The sequence below is a fragment of the Tenacibaculum ascidiaceicola genome, assembly GCF_047470925.1.
Lineage (GTDB): Bacteria > Bacteroidota > Bacteroidia > Flavobacteriales > Flavobacteriaceae > Polaribacter > Polaribacter discolor.
In genome coordinates this window covers 41,422-60,009 of record NZ_JAZKJP010000011.1, presented here as the reverse complement: position 1 = coordinate 60,009, position 18,588 = coordinate 41,422, and the positions used below count along the sequence as shown (strand labels likewise).

15 protein-coding genes are annotated in these 18,588 nt (G+C 31.5%); 5 read left to right on the top strand and 10 right to left on the bottom strand.

All coding sequences use genetic code 11. The features are described 5' to 3' along the window. Nucleotides 1-357 precede the first annotated feature (357 nt). Both VBY68_RS11420 and aceB read right to left on the bottom strand, forming a co-directional pair. Nucleotides 358-1,989, bottom strand: coding sequence for an isocitrate lyase (locus VBY68_RS11420; protein ID WP_415269805.1), 1,632 nt, complete (start codon nt 1,987-1,989; stop codon nt 358-360). A 169-nt stretch (nt 1,990-2,158) separates the two neighbouring features. Further along, complete coding sequence (gene aceB / locus VBY68_RS11415; RefSeq protein ID WP_415269804.1) at nt 2,159-3,754, bottom strand: malate synthase A; 1,596 nt, start codon at nt 3,752-3,754, stop codon at nt 2,159-2,161. Nucleotides 3,755-3,910: 156 nt separating this feature from the next. Here aceB and VBY68_RS11410 point away from each other — a divergent pair, with 156 nt between their 5' ends. The 5 genes from VBY68_RS11410 (at nt 3,911) to VBY68_RS11390 (ending at nt 10,575) form a co-directional block, all read left to right on the top strand. Then, nucleotides 3,911-5,389 (top strand): helix-turn-helix domain-containing protein, encoded by a 1,479-nt coding sequence (locus VBY68_RS11410; protein WP_415269869.1) that lies wholly within the window; start codon nt 3,911-3,913, stop codon nt 5,387-5,389. Between the two features lie 58 nt (nt 5,390-5,447). Continuing rightward, nucleotides 5,448-7,091, top strand: coding sequence for an acyl-CoA carboxylase subunit beta (locus tag VBY68_RS11405; protein WP_028891068.1), 1,644 nt, complete (start codon nt 5,448-5,450; stop codon nt 7,089-7,091). A 15-nt stretch (nt 7,092-7,106) separates the two neighbouring features. Next, nucleotides 7,107-9,098: a DUF3352 domain-containing protein gene (locus VBY68_RS11400; protein WP_415269803.1), complete on the top strand. Its 1,992-nt coding sequence runs from the start codon at nt 7,107-7,109 to the stop codon at nt 9,096-9,098. A gap of 57 nt (nt 9,099-9,155) precedes the next feature. After that, nucleotides 9,156-9,878, top strand: coding sequence for a YebC/PmpR family DNA-binding transcriptional regulator (locus VBY68_RS11395; RefSeq protein ID WP_099216239.1), 723 nt, complete (start codon nt 9,156-9,158; stop codon nt 9,876-9,878). A gap of 94 nt (nt 9,879-9,972) precedes the next feature. Then, complete coding sequence (locus tag VBY68_RS11390) at nt 9,973-10,575, top strand: hypothetical protein (RefSeq protein ID WP_415269802.1); 603 nt, start codon at nt 9,973-9,975, stop codon at nt 10,573-10,575. 33 nt (nt 10,576-10,608) lie between these two features. Here the strand turns inward: VBY68_RS11390 and VBY68_RS11385 are convergent, their stop codons facing one another. From VBY68_RS11385 to menA, 8 genes are all read right to left on the bottom strand, one after another. After that, a complete protein-coding gene (locus tag VBY68_RS11385; RefSeq protein WP_415269801.1) occupies nt 10,609-12,384 on the bottom strand; it encodes a vWA domain-containing protein in 1,776 nt (591 codons plus the stop codon). 99 nt (nt 12,385-12,483) lie between these two features. After that, on the bottom strand, nt 12,484-13,530 hold the full coding sequence (locus VBY68_RS11380) for an AMP-binding protein (RefSeq protein WP_415269800.1): 1,047 nt from the start codon (nt 13,528-13,530) through the stop codon (nt 12,484-12,486). A 25-nt stretch (nt 13,531-13,555) separates the two neighbouring features. Then, nucleotides 13,556-14,500, bottom strand: coding sequence for a CPBP family intramembrane glutamic endopeptidase (locus tag VBY68_RS11375; protein WP_415269799.1), 945 nt, complete (start codon nt 14,498-14,500; stop codon nt 13,556-13,558). Nucleotides 14,501-14,502: 2 nt separating this feature from the next. After that, nucleotides 14,503-15,540 carry an o-succinylbenzoate synthase gene (locus tag VBY68_RS11370; protein ID WP_415269798.1) on the bottom strand — a complete coding sequence of 346 codons (1,038 nt, stop codon included), beginning with the start codon at nt 15,538-15,540 and terminating at the stop codon, nt 14,503-14,505. An 11-nt stretch (nt 15,541-15,551) separates the two neighbouring features. Beyond that, complete coding sequence (locus VBY68_RS11365; RefSeq protein WP_099216244.1) at nt 15,552-16,070, bottom strand: SRPBCC family protein; 519 nt, start codon at nt 16,068-16,070, stop codon at nt 15,552-15,554. A gap of 25 nt (nt 16,071-16,095) precedes the next feature. Beyond that, on the bottom strand, nt 16,096-16,773 hold the full coding sequence (locus VBY68_RS11360; RefSeq protein ID WP_415269797.1) for a metal-dependent hydrolase: 678 nt from the start codon (nt 16,771-16,773) through the stop codon (nt 16,096-16,098). Between the two features lie 4 nt (nt 16,774-16,777). Continuing rightward, nucleotides 16,778-17,596, bottom strand: a complete 819-nt coding sequence (locus VBY68_RS11355) for a DUF4349 domain-containing protein (RefSeq protein ID WP_415269796.1) — start codon at nt 17,594-17,596, stop codon at nt 16,778-16,780. Nucleotides 17,597-17,618: 22 nt separating this feature from the next. Beyond that, nucleotides 17,619-18,572, bottom strand: coding sequence for a 1,4-dihydroxy-2-naphthoate octaprenyltransferase (menA, locus tag VBY68_RS11350; RefSeq protein ID WP_415269795.1), 954 nt, complete (start codon nt 18,570-18,572; stop codon nt 17,619-17,621). Between the last annotated feature and the right edge of the window lie 16 nt (nt 18,573-18,588).

Sequence of the window (18,588 nt, the reverse complement as noted above, 5' to 3'; positions counted from 1 at the left end):
TATTAGAGGTTTTTCGGATACCACCTATGCAAATAAAAATTGATTATAGTTCATTAAATATCTTATCATTTTACAAATATTTGATGTTCCTAAAAATTCTGATAAAATAACTATCATTAATCATACTATCAGATTATTCAAATTTCAGGAATTAATCCTTCAACTTTAAAAAAAGGTACACAACCAATTGATTTTCAATCACAAAAGCAGCTATTTTAGTTATAAAAAAGAGAGCTTTTATATCTTATAGCAATCTTAAAGCAAGATAGATAACACTTAAAGCTAATTATCTACATTAAAAAACTCCACTTGTACAAGTGGAGTTTAACTTCAAAATATATAGTATTACTTTACAAATTAAGCTACTACAGATTCTTTTTGTAATTCTACTTTATTTTCATTTTTTGTTTCAAATTGATTAGCTGTATTCTTTTCACCACTCGCTTTCAGCGCCTTGTCTCCTGCAAAAAATGTTTTATGATCATCTCCTAAATCAGACCCAGCCATTCGTTGATGTTTTACACACGACACTCCTTTTCTAATTTCTTGTCGTTGCACACCTTTTACGTAAGCCAACATTCCATTTTCACCAAAATAACCTTCTGTTAAATCATTCATATGTAGTGCTGTTGTATGGTACGTTGGTAAAGTGATTAAATGATGAAAGATTCCTGCTTCTCTTGCTCCATCTATTTGGAACGTTCTAATTTTCTCATCTGCTAATTGGCAAAGTTGTGACCCGTCATAAGCTACATCCATTAAATTATTTCTATCATACATTGAAACATCATATCCTTGTATTACCATTTCATCATATGCTTGATTTCGGAAATTTAAAGTCCAGTTAAATGATGGCGAGTTGTTGTATACTAATTTTGCATTTGGTACTACAGCTCTTACTCTATTTACCATATTTGCTATTTGCCCTACATGAGGTGTAGGTGTTTCAATCCAAAGTAAATCTGCACCATTTTGCAGGCTTGTAATACAATCTAGCACTACCCTATCAATATTAGTTCCTTCTCTAAACTTATACAAACCATTTGCCAAACGTACAGGACGCACCAGCTTTCCTACACGTTTTAACAACACATCATCTTCCCTTGCTTCTTCAATCGTAATTTCTTCAGCTTCTACAAATGCTAAGTATTGTGATGCTAAATCTCCTGGCTCTTGACTTACTGGTAATTTTTGTGTTAATCCTGCTCCTTCTGAATCCGTTCTAGCAACAATAACCCCATCTTCTATACCTAATTCTAAAAAGGCATATCTAATTGCATTAAGCTTTGCTATAAAATCTTCATGTGGTACAGTTACTTTTCCATCTTGATGTCCGCATTGTTTAGCGTCTGAAACTTGGTTTTCTATTTGAATAGCACAAGCACCAGCTTGAATCATTTTTTTTGCTAATAAATACGTTGCTTCTTCATTTCCAAAACCAGCGTCAATATCTGCAATAATTGGTACAATGTGCGTTTCGAAATTATCGATTTCATTTTGCACGTCTTCTCCGTTTTCTAATCTTCTAAATAAATCGTTTAATTCAATAGCGTCTGCTTGACGTAGAAAATCATAAATTTCTTCAATTAACGCAGGAACTGCCGTTTTTTCATGCATTGACTGGTCTGGTAACGGTCCGAATTCTGAGCGTAACGCAGCTACCATCCATCCAGAAAGATATAAATAACGTTTACTAGTAGTTTTATGATGTTTTTTAACCGCAATCATTTTTTGCTGTGCTACAAACCCATGCCAGCATCCTAAAGATTGTGTATAGTTAGATGGATCTGCATCGTAAGCAGCCATATCTTTACGCATAATAGCAGCGGTATATCTAGCAATATCTAAGCCAGTTTTAAAGCGGTTTTGTGCTACCATTCTAGCTGCATTTTCTGGTGATACTGAATGCCAAGTTGATCCGAACTTTTTCTTTAATTCTTTTACAGTTTGTAAAGCAGAATTATAATTAGCGTGTGCTAAATTTTTCATAATTTTGTGATTGATAAGGTTATTAATTTTTATTGATAGCTCGCCCTCTTAAATGTTGCCGCATTTTTGAGGGCTTTTTTTACTCGATAATCGAGATTAAATATTCCTAGTTTAGTCTGTATATTAAGATATTTGTTTACATAAGAACTTGTTCTCTAAATAGTTTATACTACAAGTATTTATACGCTGGTAAGGTTAAGAATTCAACAAATTCTTTGTTTAAAATTAACTCGTCAAATAATTGAATAGCTAATTCAAATTTCCCGTTGTTGTATCTGTCTTCACCTACATAACTTTTTATTTTTTTTAATTCTTCTTTTTTAAATTGCTCATACATTCCTTCTGTAAATGTTCTACCATCTTCAAGCATTACGCTTTTATGCAACCATTGCCATACTTGTGTTCGAGATATTTCAGCTGTTGCTGCATCTTCCATTAAGTTATACAAAGCAGCTGCTCCTTGCCCCATTAACCAAGATTCTATATACAGAATTCCAACGTTAATGTTTTCTCGTATACCATTTTCAGTAATTGTACCTTCAGGTAATGCCACTAAATCTTCTTCAGTAATAGTTAAATCTTCTAGCTTTTTATCTATTTGATTTGTATTAGGCATTGTTTTATTAAAAACATTCATTGCAACTTCTACTAAACCAGGATGAGCAACCCAAGTTCCATCATGACCATTCTTAACTTCTTGCTCCTTATCATTCTTCACCTTTGTAAAAGCTTCTTTATTTAACTCATCGTTATTCTTTACTGGAATTTGTGCAGCCATTCCTCCCATAGCATGTACACCACGTTTATGACATGATTGAATAACTCGTAACGAATATGCTTTCATAAATGGACTACTCATGGTTACTTGTGATCGATTTGGCACTATAAAACCAGTGTGATTTCTAAACTTTTTAATGTATGAGAAAATATAATCCCAACGACCACAGTTTAATCCAGCCATATGATCTTTTAACTCATAAATAATTTCATCTAACTGAAAACTTGCTGTAATTGTTTCAATTAACACTGTTACTTTAATTGTTTTTTGTTGCACTCCCATATAGTCTTGCGCAAATACAAAAACATCATTCCACCAACGTGCTTCTTTGTAATGTTCTAGTTTAGGTAAATAAAAATAAGTTGCACTTCCTCGCTCTTGTAACGTTTTGATATTATGGAAAAAGTACAAACCAAAATCAACCAAAGAACCTGACATTTCTACTCCATCAATCAACAAATGTTTTTCGTTTAAGTGCAATCCTCTTGGTCTTACTAATAAAGTAGCTACTTTGTCTTTCAACTCATAGCTTTTATCTTTTGCAGCGTTGTAAAATGAAATTGTTCTATTTACTGCATCTCGTAAGTTCACCTGACCATCTAAAATATTTTGAATTGTAGGTGAATTACTATCTTCAAAATCTGCCATAAATGTTTTTGCTCCAGAATTTAAAGCATTGATAATCATCTTACGCTCTACTGGTCCTGTAATTTCTACTCTCCTATCTAACAAATCTTCAGGTAACGGAGCACATACCCAATCGCTTTCTCTAATTTCTTTCGTTTCTAAAGGAAATGTTGGATTATTTCCTGCATCAAAATAAGCTTGTTCTATTTCTCTTTCAGCTAATAACTGAAGTCTTTGAGTATTAAACTTTTCTTGAAGTTGAATTAAAAACGCTTTGGCTTCGTCAGTTAGAATACTTTTATACTCGGCTTGATCAAAACCTACACATTGAATTTCTTTTGCTAAAACATCTTGATTCATATCTATTTATTTTTTTCTTATTGATTGACAGTTCAATATTAAAAAAAAGAACTCAAATAAAAAAGCGAACGTTCGCTAAAAACAAATAATTTACTAATTTTTATTAATTCGCTAATTTTTATACCTTTGAATTACGAATCTTTTAATAAAAACACCTTGGAAGAAGAATATATCAGATTAGTTTTCGGATTAAAGCTTAAGCAAATACGCACAGATAAAAACCTATCACTCTTTGGATTAGCTAAACTAACAGGATTATCAAAATCGTATTTAAACGAAATTGAGAAAGGAAAAAAGTACCCTAAAACTGATAAAATTGTTATTCTTTCTGAGAAGCTAGAAGTGCCTTATGACCATTTAGTTTCCTTAAAGTTAGATAAAAACTTAGCACCAATTGGTGAAATTTTACAATCGAAAATTTTAAAAGAAATTCCTCTTGACCTATTTGGTATTAAAGAAAATAATTTAATTGACATCATTGCCAATGCTCCTGCCAAGGTTAATGCATTTATAAGTACAATTATTAAGATTTCTCAAAACTACAATTTAACAAGAGAGAGCTTTTTTCTTGCCGCATTACGTTCGTACCAAGAGGCACACAATAACTATTTTGAGGATATTGAAACGAAGGTTACTGACTTTATTAAAGCATATCAAATAAACCCAAACAAGCCTATTACTTCAAGAGACTTAGAAGAAATTTTAATTGAAGAATATGGTTATACTATTGATAGTGAAGAACTATCTAAACATCAAAAACTATCTGAATTAAGAAACATCTATATTCCAAAAAATAAAACGTTACTTATATATAATGATATAAACGAAGCGCAGAAAACATTCATTTTTGCTAAAGAGATAGCTTATAATTATTTACAGATAAAAAACAGATTATACACATTTCCATGGATTAAATTTGACAGTTTTGATGAAGTATTAAACAATTTTGTTGCTTCCTACTTTGCTGGTGCTTTAATTATTCCGAAAGATAATTTAATTCAAAAATTAACACAACTTTTTTCTTTAGAAACCTGGCAACCTATACAGTTGCACAAAATTATTAGAAGCTATAACTGTTCTGATGAGACATTCTATCAACGTTTAACTAACATCCTACCAAGACATTTTAATATTAAAAATTTATTCTTTTTACGTTTTACACATAAAGAAGGCTCTCCTGTACATAGACTTTCTAAAGAGTTACATATTACTCAGCAACAATCTCCTCATGCAAATCGTAATAACGAACATTATTGTAGAAGATGGATTGCTATCAAAACAATTCAGGATTTAGAAGTATCAGAAGAAAAGAAATCTGCTTACGGAATTCAGATATCTTCATACGAAAACTCTCAAAAAGAATACTTAGTACTTTCTGCGGCTACTGCAGACCCTTTTAAAGAAAAAATTAATCGTAGCGTGAGCATAGGCATGTTACTTTCTCCACACTTAAAAAGAAAACTTCATTTTTTTGATGAAGATACTTTTATTAAAAAAACAGTGGGGGTAACTTGTGAAACTTGTGCTGTACAAAATTGTAACGAACGCGTAGCTGAACCGTATATTTTAATGAAGCAATCTAGAAATAAAGAAATAGAAAACACTGTTGAAAACATCATTCAATCGTATACTTAAACACCTTGTTTTATACGTTGTTTTTCTTATTTTAGCACACGCAAACAAATAACTTACCATGGATCTTAACTTCAATAAAAACGAAGACCACAATAAACTTTTAGTATCAGATTTACGCAGACGCTTTGCCAAAGTAAAATTAGGTGGCGGACAAAAACGTATTGATAAACATCATGAGAAAGGAAAATTAACTGCTCGTGAACGTATTGATTACTTATTAGACGATAAATCTAAGTCTATTGAAATTGCTGCATTTGCAGGTGAAGACATGTATCAAGAACACGGTGGATGTCCTTCTGGAGGTGTAGTTGTAAAAATGGGATATGTTAGCGGTAAGCAATGTATTGTTGTTGCTAATGATGCTACAGTAAAAGCAGGTGCTTGGTTCCCTATTACAGGAAAAAAGAATTTAAGAGCACAAGAAATAGCTATTGAAAATAAACTACCTATTATCTATTTGGTAGATTCTGCTGGAGTATACTTACCAATGCAAGATGAAATTTTTCCTGATAAAGAACACTTCGGAAGAATTTTTAGAAATAATGCTGTAATGAGTAGCATGGGAATTACCCAAATTGCTGCCGTTATGGGAAGCTGTGTTGCTGGTGGTGCTTACTTACCTATTATGAGTGATGAAGCACTAATCGTAGATAAAACAGGAAGTATTTTCTTAGCCGGTAGTTATTTAGTAAAAGCTGCTATAGGAGAAACCATTGATAATGAAACGTTGGGTGGAGCAACCACACATTGTGAAGTATCTGGGGTTACCGATTACAAAGCAAAAGATGATAAAGATGCTTTAGACACCATTAAAAACTTAATGGATAAAATTGGAGATTATGACAAAGCCGGTTTTAACCGTAAAGAAGCTTTCCCTCCAAAAGAAAATGAAGATGATATTTTCGGAATTTTACCAAAAGCTCGTAATGAGCAATACGATATGATGGAAATCATTAAACGTTTGGTAGATAATTCTGAATTTGAAGAATACAAGGCCGGTTACGGTCAAACAATTATTACAGGATACGCTCGTATTGATGGATGGGCTGTTGGTATTGTTGCCAACCAACGTAAAATTGTTAAATCAAAAGGTGCTAAAACGAAACCTAGCGAAATGCAATTTGGTGGTGTAATTTATAACGATTCAGCCGACAAAGCTACTCGATTTATTGCTAACTGTAACCAAAAGAAAATTCCATTAGTTTTCTTACAAGATGTTACTGGGTTTATGGTAGGAAGTAAATCTGAACATAGCGGAATTATTAAAGACGGAGCTAAAATGGTGAATGCTGTAAGTAACTCTGTAGTTCCTAAGTTTACGGTAGTTATTGGTAACTCTTACGGAGCAGGAAATTATGCTATGTGTGGTAAAGCCTATGATCCACGCCTTATTTTTGCATGGCCTAGTGCTGAATTAGCTGTAATGAGTGGAGCCTCTGCTGCCAAAGTATTATTACAAATTGAAACAGCTGCTTTAAAGAAAAAAGGAGAAGAAATTACTCCTGAAAAAGAAGCTGAATTATTTGACAAAATAAAATCGAGATATGATAATCAAATATCTCCTTATTATGCTGCAGCAAGAATTTGGACAGATGCTGTGATTAATCCTCTAGATACTAGAACTTGGATTTCTATGGGAATAGAAGCTGCTGACCACGCTCCTATTGAAAAGCCTTTTAACTTGGGAGTATTACAAGTTTAAAACATAGAAAGCAGCATGAAGAGGAAGGTATTTTGGGCTATTATTGCCCTTGTAATTGGTTTTGTAATTTATCAGGTTTATATTTTCACCTTATCTGAAAATGACAATATAAAATCTATTTACTTAGTTCCTGATGATGCTGTTTTCATAGTTGATACAGAAAGACCTATTGACACTTGGGATGAAATAAGTTCAAGTCAAATTTGGACACATCTTCAAAAGAATCAACAAATCAATAAACTATCTGAAGGTATAAATAGTTTAGATGAAACTTTTAAAGCAAAAAAGGAAATCTTTGACTTTATTGGAGAACGTAATCTAGTTATTTCTGTACATGTATATAGCCCAAAAAAGTACGGGTTATTATATATTGCTGATTTACAAAAGTTTTCTAAACTCATCTTTTTAAAAAGGGCTATTAGTAATTTAGCAGGTGAAGACTATAAAGTAACCAAACGCGTATACAAAGAGCATGAAATTATAGAACTCTATAATAAGCAAACAAGAGAAACCTTACATCTTTCCTTTATTAAAAATCAGGTCGTAGCTTCCTACACTCACCTTTTGGTTGAACAATCAATAGACCAATACTTAAACCCTATTATTGGTCGTGATCTCAACTTTTTAGAAATAAAAAGAAAAACAGATACTGATGGCTTTTTTAATATGTACTTACAACATAAATACCTAAAAGACTATCTCAACTGTTTTACCAGTTCAAATAATTTAGATTTCTTAAATAAAGAAGCATTCTTCTACTCTGGTTTAGATATATCAATTATAGAAGGAGTTATAGTTCAAGCTACAGGTTTTACAAATGTTGATAGCAACTCGCAAACCTACCTAAAAGTATTACAAAAATCTGGAGTTGGTAAGCGTAGTGTTGCTAAAATAGCTCCCAAAAACACTTCTTTATATCTTAGTTTCTCTTTTGATGACTTTAAAACATTTAATAGCAATTTAGAAAAGCTTCAACAAGAAAATCCAGCTGAATTTAAAATGTATACTGATCAGCTCGCTATGATTGAGGATAAATTAGATATAAGTGTGTCTGAAAATATTTATAGTTGGATTGGTAGTGAAATAGCCTTAATTCATTTTAACACTGAGCTTTCAAAAAACAAAAAAGATATCGCTGCTATTATTAAAGCTGATGATATTGATGACGCTAAAGAAAACCTTCAGCTTATTCTTTCTAAAATTAAAGAAAATACCCCTTTAAAATACAAACAAATTAATTATAGAGGTTATCCTATTAACTTTTTTGATTTAAAAGGGTTCTTTAAAATGTTAGCTGGAAACATGTTTTCTAAGATGGAGAAACCTTATTTTACAATTATTGATGATTTTATTGTTTTTAGTACTAGCCCAAATACTATTAAAGAAATCATTAATAATCACTTAATAGGATACACACTTGAAAGTTCTGAAAAGTTTGACGATTTTAATTATCACTTTGAAAAGAAATCTAGTGTATTTGCTTATGTAAACACACCTAACTCATACAAAGATCTTTTAAGTTTAGTTGACAGCAAAACTCGACGTGAACTCCAAAAGAATAAACCATACATAACTTGTTTTTCTCAAATTGGAATGCAGCTAATTGCTTCTGATGAACTTTTTGAAAGCAATATTTCTCTCGTTTTTGAAGATCCAAAAAACATTGAAACAAGTATTAAAAAAGATAAAGAGTTAAGAGAAAAGTTACTGCTAGAGTTAGCTCCTTATAAAGACTCAACAAATACTCAAAATTCTACATCGTTTTTTAAACTACCTCCAATACATCCTTCAGATTTAAGTGCTAAATCGTACAAAGAATATTATAAAAACGGAAAACTAAAGTTTGAGGTGGACTTAGATGATGGTTTAAAAGATGGCTCTTATAAATCTTACTATGAAAACGGAAATATAAAAGTCAAAGGACATTATAAAAATGATAAGCAAAGTGGAACTTGGAAAGCTTATGATGAACAAACAGGTGATGTAATTTTCAAAAAACATTTTTAATTGCAATATTTTATAGCATTAGTTACATTTGCCAAGCAAAATTAAAACAGAATACACATGGGAAGAGCATTCGAATTTAGGAAAGCAAGAAAGATGAAACGTTGGTCAGCTATGGCTAAAACCTTTACTCGTATTGGTAAAGATATCGTTATGGCAGTTAAAGAAGGTGGTCCAAACCCCGAAACAAACTCTCGTTTACGTGTTGTAATTCAAAATGCAAAAGCTGCCAACATGCCTAAAGACAATGTTGAGCGCGCTATTAAAAAAGCTTCTGATAAAAGTACTGAAAATTATAAAGAAGTATTATTTGAAGGATATGCTCCTCACGGTATTGCTGTTTTAGTAGAAACTGCTACTGATAATAATAATCGTACAGTAGCTAATGTACGTGCTGCTTTTAACAAGTGTAACGGAAATTTAGGAACTTCTGGATCAGTTGCTTTTATGTTTGACCATGTCGTTAACTTTAAGGTGAAGGAGGATTCGTTAGGTATGGATTTAGAAGAGTTTGAAATGGAAATGATTGACTTTGAAGTGGAAGAAGTTTTTGCTGACGAAGAAGATAGTTCAGTAATGCTGTATGCTCCGTTTGAACAATTTGGTGCTATTCAAAAATATTTAGAAGAAAATAATATAGAGATTCTTTCTTCTGAATTTGAACGTATACCTACGACCACTACTGCCATTTCTGACGAACAAAAAGAAGAAGTAAACAAACTTTTAGAAAGACTGGAAGAAGATGATGACGTAAACAACGTTTATCATTCAATGGAAGAATAGATTTCTATTTCTTTATAAAACTAACTTAAAAATCCAACGAAAATAATCGTTGGATTTTTTTTATATATTTATCCAAACCAAACTTCTCACTATTATGATTTTCTACGGAACAAAAGGAGCGCATTTACACAGCGAAAAAGTTAGTGGTGTAAAATGTAATCACTGTGAACAACAAAACGCTCACACTATTAGTATTTTTGGTAAATACTTTTACATTTATTGGATACCTATTTTTCCTATAGGTAAAAAAGGAGTATCTGAATGCAACCATTGTAAAGCTACTTACGAACGTAAAAACATGAGCGAACAATTAAAACTGGCTCATGACAATGTAAAACGAAATGCTAAAACTCCGTTTACACATTGGATAGGTTCTTTATTAATGGGAGCTATAATTCTCTTCGGAATTTACTCTGCACAACAACACGATAAAGATGTTGTTACCTATATTAATTCTCCCCAAGTTAATGATATTGTTGAATACAAATCATCAGATAAAGCCTACTCTACCGTAAAAGTAACAAACGTTACCGCCGATTCTATTTTCTTTGTAGCCAACTCTATGGAAATAAGCAGAAAAAGTAAACTTTATAAGATAGACAAAGAGAAAAACTATAACGCCGAACGATTCGGAATGAGTTTAACTGATTATAAAAAAGCTTTTGATGACAAAAAATTTTTAGATGTTGACAGATAAAAAACAGGGTATTTAACCCTGCTTTTTTTGTATCTAATTATAAGTCTTTACCAACCTTATAAATTCTGACCTATAACCGTCCTTATCCTCTCCTAACTCTCCCTCTACCAACTTAAGAACATCTTCTATTTTAGATTTGTTTTTGAATTTTGATTTACTTAACTGCATCCCAAATAATGCTACTGCTGAAATAAAGTTCATATCATTTGTTGGTGCCAATACTTCATCTTTTACAATTTTTACTAACTCTATACTTTTTGTTTCTTTTGGTAGTTTATACCTAAACTTCACAGTTAGCAATTCATCATCAAAATTATCTAACTTCTTATTTTGGGTGTATTTTAACTTAGGTAAATTCTTTAAAAATTTACTTTTTACTCCTACAGGAATTACCTCATACAATGCTGTTACTGTGTGACCACTTCCCAATTCTCCTGCATCTTTTGTATCGTCTACAAAGTCTTCATCATTTAATAATCTATTTTCATATCCTATTAAACGATACGCTTGTACTTTCTTTGGATTGAATTCTACTTGAATTTTCACATCCTTTGCAATTGTATACAAAGTTCCTCCAAACTCTTTACTGAATACTTTTTGTGCTTCTTGCATCGTATCAATATATGCATGGTTTCCATTTCCTTTATCTGCTAAAACTTCCAATTTATCATCTTGGTAATTTCCATAACCAAAACCCAACACAGATAAAAAAACACCTGATTTGCGTTTTTTCTCTATCAACTCTTCCATTGCTACATTGCTTGAAGCTCCTACATTGAAATCACCATCTGTAGCTAAAATAACTCGATTATTTCCGTCTTTTATATAATTTTCCTTTGCTAGTTTATAAGCTAACTCAATTCCTTCTCCTCCTGCTGTTGAACCCCCTGCTTTTAATTGATCTAAAGCCTCGAGTATTTTTCCTTTTTCATTTCCTGAGGTAGGTTTTAAAACTACTCCTGCTGCCCCTGCGTATACAACTATAGCCACTTTATCTTTTTCTCTTAACTGATTTACCAATAATTTAAACGCTGATTTTAATAACGGTAGCTTATTTTGTTCTGACATAGACCCCGAAACATCTATTAAAAAAGTTAAGTTTGATGCTGGTAACTTTTCTTCTTTATACTCTTTTCCTTTTAATCCGATTCTTACTAGCTGGGTATCTTTATTCCATGGAGTAGAAACAACTTCTGTTGTTATTGAAAAAGGATGTCTTCCTTTTGGTTGCGGATATTTATAATCAAAGTAATTTATCATTTCTTCAATCTTAACCGCTTCTTTTGATACTTTTTGACCATTATTTATCATTCTTCTTATATTACTATAAGAAGCTTTATCAACATCGATAGAAAATGTGGACAAAGGAGAATTAATTGGACTTTTAAAAATATTTTCACTTCTTCCCGCATAAGAATCTCTCTTTTCAATTCGATTACGCCCTCTAATTCTTATAACTCCTGAAGAAAAAGCTTTCTTTCCTCTTAAAGAGCCATAACCTGTTACTACAACTTCTTCTAAAACGTTATCAGCTTCCATTAAAATATTAATCACAGAACTTTCTTTTACCTTTTCTTCCAGAGTTTTCATACCTACAAAAGAAAACACTAGTACGTCTCCTTTATTAGCAGAGATAGAATATCTTCCATCAAAATCAGTTTCTGTACCATTGGTAGTTCCTTTTACCATAATAGTAACTCCTGGTAATGGACCAGACTCATCTGAAACTACACCTTTTATTGTTCTTTGTTGCGCTACAAGTGTTATTGAACTCAACAATAACATTGCATAAAATAGTTTTTTAAACATAGCTTTTCGTTTTAAAGTTTACATAAAACTACTCAACACTATACTTCTATAAAAACATAAATGAGGGAACAGACTTATTGGAAAAGTGAAAGATACTTTTTAGTGAGGTAAAATTTTAGCGAGTGTTTTTTTACGTTGGATTTTTTTTGTCTCCGTTTCAACAAATTCATTTACAAAATAAATTTCTTTAGGAGTTTCGTATTTGGTTAGATTCTTTGCTTCGTTCAGAATAATATTATATTTTTCACCCTCTATGACAAGCACTAACTTCTCTCCTAGTATCTTATCTGAAACACCAATAACAAAGAATCGATTCGAGATAATTTTAGAGAGTTTTTCCTCAATTTTTTCTGGATGTAGTTTAACTCCTCCAGAATTAATTACGTTGTCATAACGCCCTAACCATTCAAATTCTGTTTTTGAAATCAAGCGAACTACATCATTTGTTACAACTTTTTCTTCAGAAACCTTAGACGCATCAATAATTAAACAATTTCGATTGTCTTGAGATAATTGTACGTTTGGTAATGTTTTATAGGTAGCTTTCTTTTTACTGCTAGAAACGAAATTATTTAGCTTTTTAATGGCAATATGCGTAATTGTTTCTGTCATTCCGTAAGTAGCAAAAATTTCAGTCGATTTGTCTTGAATGGCTTCAATTAAATCATTTGCTACAACTCCTCCACCTACAATAAGTTTCTTTATTTTATGAATGTTCGCCAAAGAGCTTCTTAACTGTAAAGGTACCATTGCGGAAAAATCATAATCTTTTGTAATTTCAACTTTAGAAGTTGGGGCGACCACATCAATACTCCACCCTAAAGTCAGTGCACGCACTAGCATCATCTTTCCTGCAATATAATCAGTTGATAAACACAATAAAGCTGTAGTATTTTCTTCTAAGTTAAAAAAAGCTCCTGTAGCTTTTGCTGAGTTTATCATAAACTCTTTTTTTAACGAAATTGGTTTAGGTTTTCCTGTGGAGCCTGAAGTTTGCACAATTACAAAATCATTAGTATTAAACCAATCTGATAAAAATTGATATATGGAATCGTTTATAGACTTCGAAAAAGTTAACAATTCATCTTCCGAAGAAAAAGATATTCCATTTAACTGAAAGCTTTTATGAAAATTTAGATTCTTCACTACGTTCAGAACACTGTTTTTAAAGTTATTGGTTAATTATTTCTGGTTTTTCTATATTTCCAAACAGTTTTTCTTTCCAGTTTTTCCAACCATATTTTTTTGAAAATAATAGTAACATTAAAGGATACAGAACAAATACAGGCAAAAACATTTCTATACCAACTGAAGGGTCTGAAGTATCTACAAATAAAGCGTCTGTTTGAAAAACAGTCCAATCAGTTGTTACTAAGAATGCTGCTACAATATTGTTAATAGCATGTAAACCTAATGCTAACTCAGTTCCTTCATCCATTAAAGTCGTAATTCCGAAGAAGAAGCCTGTTCCTATATAAAAAACCATTGAAATATACCCTAGCTTCTCTACTTCTGGATTTGCTCCATGTAGTAATCCAAAAGCTACTGAGGTTACTATTAATGGAACCCATCTGTTTTTAAACCAAGTTCCTAATCCTTGCATAAAATATCCTCTAAAAAGTAATTCTTCAAAACTTGTTTGGATAGGTAAAAACAAAAAAGATATTGCTACTAAAGTAAAAAAAGGAAGAGGTTTAAAGTTCCAAGTATAATTTTCTGGAGACAAAAGAATATCGGAAGACACTACTATTACAGATAATATTCCCCATACAAAAAAACCAAACCAAAAACGACTCCAGTCTATTCTCTCTCTGCTTGTTATAACTGTTTTAATTGCCCTTTTATGAATGTATTTTACTCCTAAAAACAATGACGCTAATCCAAAAGCAAACATGGCAACCATCATAAATAAAAACAAGTTCTTATTTATTCCTAAACTCATAAAGCTATCATCCGCAGCTCTTAAAAATTCATTAGTATTTTCAGAATGTAAAACCGCCGTAATAGCTAAAGGAATTACACCTACAAATTGCCATCCAAATAGAACTATAAAAATAACTAGTAGGTATAAATACCACTGATTTTGCCCTTTATATGCTTGTTGTATAAAATTCATTGTTAAATATTAAAGTTCCAATTTCTACCTACATTATATCCTAAACTCCCGTTCAAAACTTCCAACGGACTTTCAATATTATTGGTAAACAAACTTCCCGTTCCTAACCCTTGTGGTAATGGGTTGTTTAACGTGTACGTCCATTGTGCAATTGCATTTAACCCTATGTTACTTTCTAAAGCACTAGTTATCCAATTACCTGCGTTATGGTTAGATGCTATTTTAATCCATTCGTTACTTCCTTTAAATCCTCCTACCAAACTAGGTTTTAAAATAATATACTGAGGTTGGATTGTAGCTATACAGTTTTCTTTTTCTTTGGTAGAGAAAACGCCTATCAGCTCTTCATCTAAGGCAATTGGTAATGGAGTTTTTTCACATAAACTTGCCATTTCTTGCCACTGACCTTGTTTTATAGGCTGTTCAATAGAATGTAGCTCTAATTCAGCTAGCCTTTTTAATTTCTCTAAAGCATTTTCAGGTAAAAATGCTCCATTTGCATCTACTCGTAACTCTATTTCTTTGGCTGAAAATTCTTTTCTGATTGATTGTAATAAGGCTATTTCTGTATCGAAATCAATTGCTCCAATTTTCATCTTTATAGTAGTAAAACCTTGTTGCAACTTATCTTTTATTTGCTGCTGCATAAAAGCTTTATCTCCCATCCAGATTAATCCGTTTATGGAAATTTGCTGTTTTCCTTTGGTGAAATCTGATGGAAATAATTCAAATGGTGTTTTACTTTCTAACGATAAAAAGGCCTGCTCTAATCCGAATTGTATCGACGGGAACTCAATAAGTTCGGGTAACAATTTCTCTAAACCTAAATTAATATTGTTACTTACCCATTGTAATTTTTCTTCATAATCAGGTTTATCATCAGCACTTAAGCCTCTGAACAATCCACATTCTCCAAAACCTTTCTTTTCTTCATTTTCTAAAATTAAAAACCAGGTTTCTTTGGTTCTTAAAACTCCACGAGAAGTTCCGCTAGCTTGCTTAAAATTCAGCAAATATTTATGGTAGGAAGCTTTTATCAATTGTAAGTTTTTTAATTATGAGCTTCAGAAGCTTTTTTAAAATTATCTAAATATTGTTGACTCATTCTTTTTAAAGATCCTTTAAAGTATGGAAATAAGCAACTCATTACATAAGAATCACTAGTACAAGTAGTAGTTTGTAGTATCTTGGTTTTATTTCCTTCTGAAGTAAACGTATAATCATCCGTTTTTAGCATGTTTTCTGCATCAAAATAAAGAGTTAATTTTTCATTTTGCTTATATGCTAATACTTCTTCAGTCGTCGTTACTAATTTCCCTTGGTTTTCAACAACTACTTTATACTTACTCCCTACCTTATCTGGTTTTTCTTCTAAAATTTCAATTGATTTTACCTCTGGCATCCATTCTTTCATTAATTCTTCATTCTGAAAATCAGAAAAAACTTTATCTATTGGTTTGTTTATTGTTACTTCATTAGTGTAAACAACTTCTTGTACTACTAATCCTGTAAAAAAAAATGCAAGAATTAAAACTGTTATAACTCCTAAAATTATCTTTATTGTTTTCATGTATATAACACCTAAAATGGTTTTCTTAAATAGTTATTGTTTGTCCAATTTCTAAAATGACCAATTCCTTTTTAGCTTGTGTAAACTTTTCTTTGGCTTCGTCTATATCTATTTGTATCGGAGGGAAAGTATTAAAATGACACCCTATTACCTTATCACAAATTACTAGGTCACTAGCTATGATAGCGTCATCAACTCCCATTGTAAAATTATCTCCTATTGGAAATATAGAGGCTGTTAAATTGGTTGACATCGGTATTAATTGCATATCCATTGTTACCGCTGTATCTCCTGATATGTATAATGATTTTTCTCCTGCGGAAATTACGAATCCTCCGGGTTGACCTCCATAGCTTCCATCAGCAAACGAAGAGGTGTGAATTGCATTTACGTATTTAGCTGAAAAGGTATCGTTAGTATAAGTACCACCATGATTTACTGGGTGACCTTTAAGTTTTTTTGCTTCATAATAAGTTACAATCTCATAATTTGAAACAATTATAGCTCCAGTTCTTTCTGCAATACGTTCTACATCTAACACATGATCTTGATGTGCGTGTGTAAGTAATATATAATCTGCTTTTACTTGATCTACATCTATATTAGTAGCTAATGGGTTTCCTGTGATAAAAGGGTCAACTAATACGTGTGTTCCGTTAATTTCAATACCAAAACATGCGTGACCGTAAAAAGTGATTTTCATGTATTTATTCTTTTCGTTTAATTCGTTTTTTAATGAATACAATTAGTAAAACTATTAAAAGTATAAATGGCCAAATGTTTACCAAACCGATAAAAAACCATTTTATATTATCTACTCCATTACCAAAAGCGTCAGCTATACGTCTACCAAAGCTTTTTGAATAAGTTTTACTTACTTCTTTTTTATAAAATCTAATTGTTAAGGTTGAAAACGACACTTGATTTTGTAAGTATTTTAAACGTCCTTCCATCGACTCTATTTCTGACCTTACATTTGTTAGCTCTCGTTCAACTTCTAAAATTTCTTTTACCGAACTAGCTTTTTTTAGTATTTCACTATATCGTTGTTCTAATTCTTTTTTTACTTTCAAACGTGCTTGTATATCAAGAAATTGTTCTGTTACATCTTTTACAGAAATATTCTTATTATCAAACCTCTCAACTTTTGATGAAATCTCATTTAAAAAAGCATCAAAACTTTTTGAAGGAATCCTAACCGTTAAATTTGAAGTAATATTTTGAGAAGATTTGTACTCGTTATCAGCAGAAATGTATCCGTTATATTTTTTAACTGCTTGCTCTATGTGATTTCTTGTCTCTAATAAATCATCTGTCTCAAATGAGATATCACCTGTTTTAATAAGTTTTCTTTCAATTGTTACTTTTTTATTCTCTGGTGCAACTTCTGATGATTCTACAATCTCTTCAGTAATATCAAAATTCCCTGAAGTTTTAAGCTCTCCATAAGAATTTGGATTCTCTCCTTTACTATTGCAGCTAACAAATAATAGAAACGCTCCGAAAAAGACTAAAATAGTTCTCATAGTGTTAAATTTTCTTGGGAAGTTACAAAATTTGACCTAATCCGAATAAAATTGAAAATAAAAAGGTACTAAGAGCTACTTTTTTTAACTCCCCATCTAATAGAACTTCTTCTTTATTTTTATAGACAAAAAATAGGTGTTTTAGTAGAGGAATATAAGCTATAACAAATAAAAATTGATATGGTGATTTAAACTTGATTACCGTATATAATAAAGCAACTATAAAAGACACTATAATTAGAAAGTAATGATACATTTTTGCAGATTCTGCTCCCATTTTTACCACAAGCGTATTTTTTCCTGACACCGCATCATTCTCTCTATCTCGCATATTGTTTAAGTTCAATACCGCTGTACTTAACAGTCCAACAGTGATTGCTGGTAGAAAGATTGTAAAATTTAGTTGTTTCGTGTATAAAAAGTATGTTCCGACTACAGCTAATAACCCAAAGAAAATAAAAACAAAAACATCTCCAAATCCACTATAACCATAAGCAGATTTCCCAACAGTATATTTTATGGCTGCTACTATCGAGGCTATTCCTAATCCGAAGAAAATTACTGAATATAAAAAATTATCTTTTCCAAAGGAAACATAAATCAGTAACAATGCAATAATAGTCGTAACAACTCCTGTAACAATCATTGCATTTTTCATTTGTTTTGGTGTAATTGCTCCTGAAGCTACCATACGTGCTTCTCCTTCTCTTTCATTATCCGTACCTTTTACACCATCTCCATAATCATTGGCAAAATTAGATAACACTTGAAAACCAATAGTCGTTAGAATTGCCAACCAGAAAATTGGTGTTTCTAATAAACTTACAGTACTGCCTGAATAGAGTACGTTATTAAATCCTAAAAATGCTCCAACTATAATTCCTGAAACTGATAGTGGTAAGGTACGTAAACGTGCTGCTTTTATGTAGTTTTTCATTGAAATAATATGATTTTCAAAGATAAGTTTTTTAGACATAAAAAAAGGAAAGCTT

Coding starts and splice junctions, on each gene's coding strand:
- menA (WP_415269795.1), bottom strand. CDS start 18,572: ATGTCTAAAAAACTTATCTTTGAAAATCATATTATTTCAATGAAAAAC.
- aceB (WP_415269804.1), bottom strand. CDS start 3,754: ATGAATCAAGATGTTTTAGCAAAAGAAATTCAATGTGTAGGTTTTGAT.
- VBY68_RS11355 (WP_415269796.1), bottom strand. CDS start 17,596: ATGAGAACTATTTTAGTCTTTTTCGGAGCGTTTCTATTATTTGTTAGC.
- VBY68_RS11365 (WP_099216244.1), bottom strand. CDS start 16,070: ATGAAAACAATAAAGATAATTTTAGGAGTTATAACAGTTTTAATTCTT.
- VBY68_RS11385 (WP_415269801.1), bottom strand. CDS start 12,384: ATGTTTAAAAAACTATTTTATGCAATGTTATTGTTGAGTTCAATAACA.
- VBY68_RS11360 (WP_415269797.1), bottom strand. CDS start 16,773: ATGAAAATCACTTTTTACGGTCACGCATGTTTTGGTATTGAAATTAAC.
- VBY68_RS11375 (WP_415269799.1), bottom strand. CDS start 14,500: ATGAATTTTATACAACAAGCATATAAAGGGCAAAATCAGTGGTATTTA.
- VBY68_RS11400 (WP_415269803.1), top strand. CDS start 7,107: ATGAAGAGGAAGGTATTTTGGGCTATTATTGCCCTTGTAATTGGTTTT.
- VBY68_RS11420 (WP_415269805.1), bottom strand. CDS start 1,989: ATGAAAAATTTAGCACACGCTAATTATAATTCTGCTTTACAAACTGTA.
- VBY68_RS11390 (WP_415269802.1), top strand. CDS start 9,973: ATGATTTTCTACGGAACAAAAGGAGCGCATTTACACAGCGAAAAAGTT.
- VBY68_RS11395 (WP_099216239.1), top strand. CDS start 9,156: ATGGGAAGAGCATTCGAATTTAGGAAAGCAAGAAAGATGAAACGTTGG.
- VBY68_RS11405 (WP_028891068.1), top strand. CDS start 5,448: ATGGATCTTAACTTCAATAAAAACGAAGACCACAATAAACTTTTAGTA.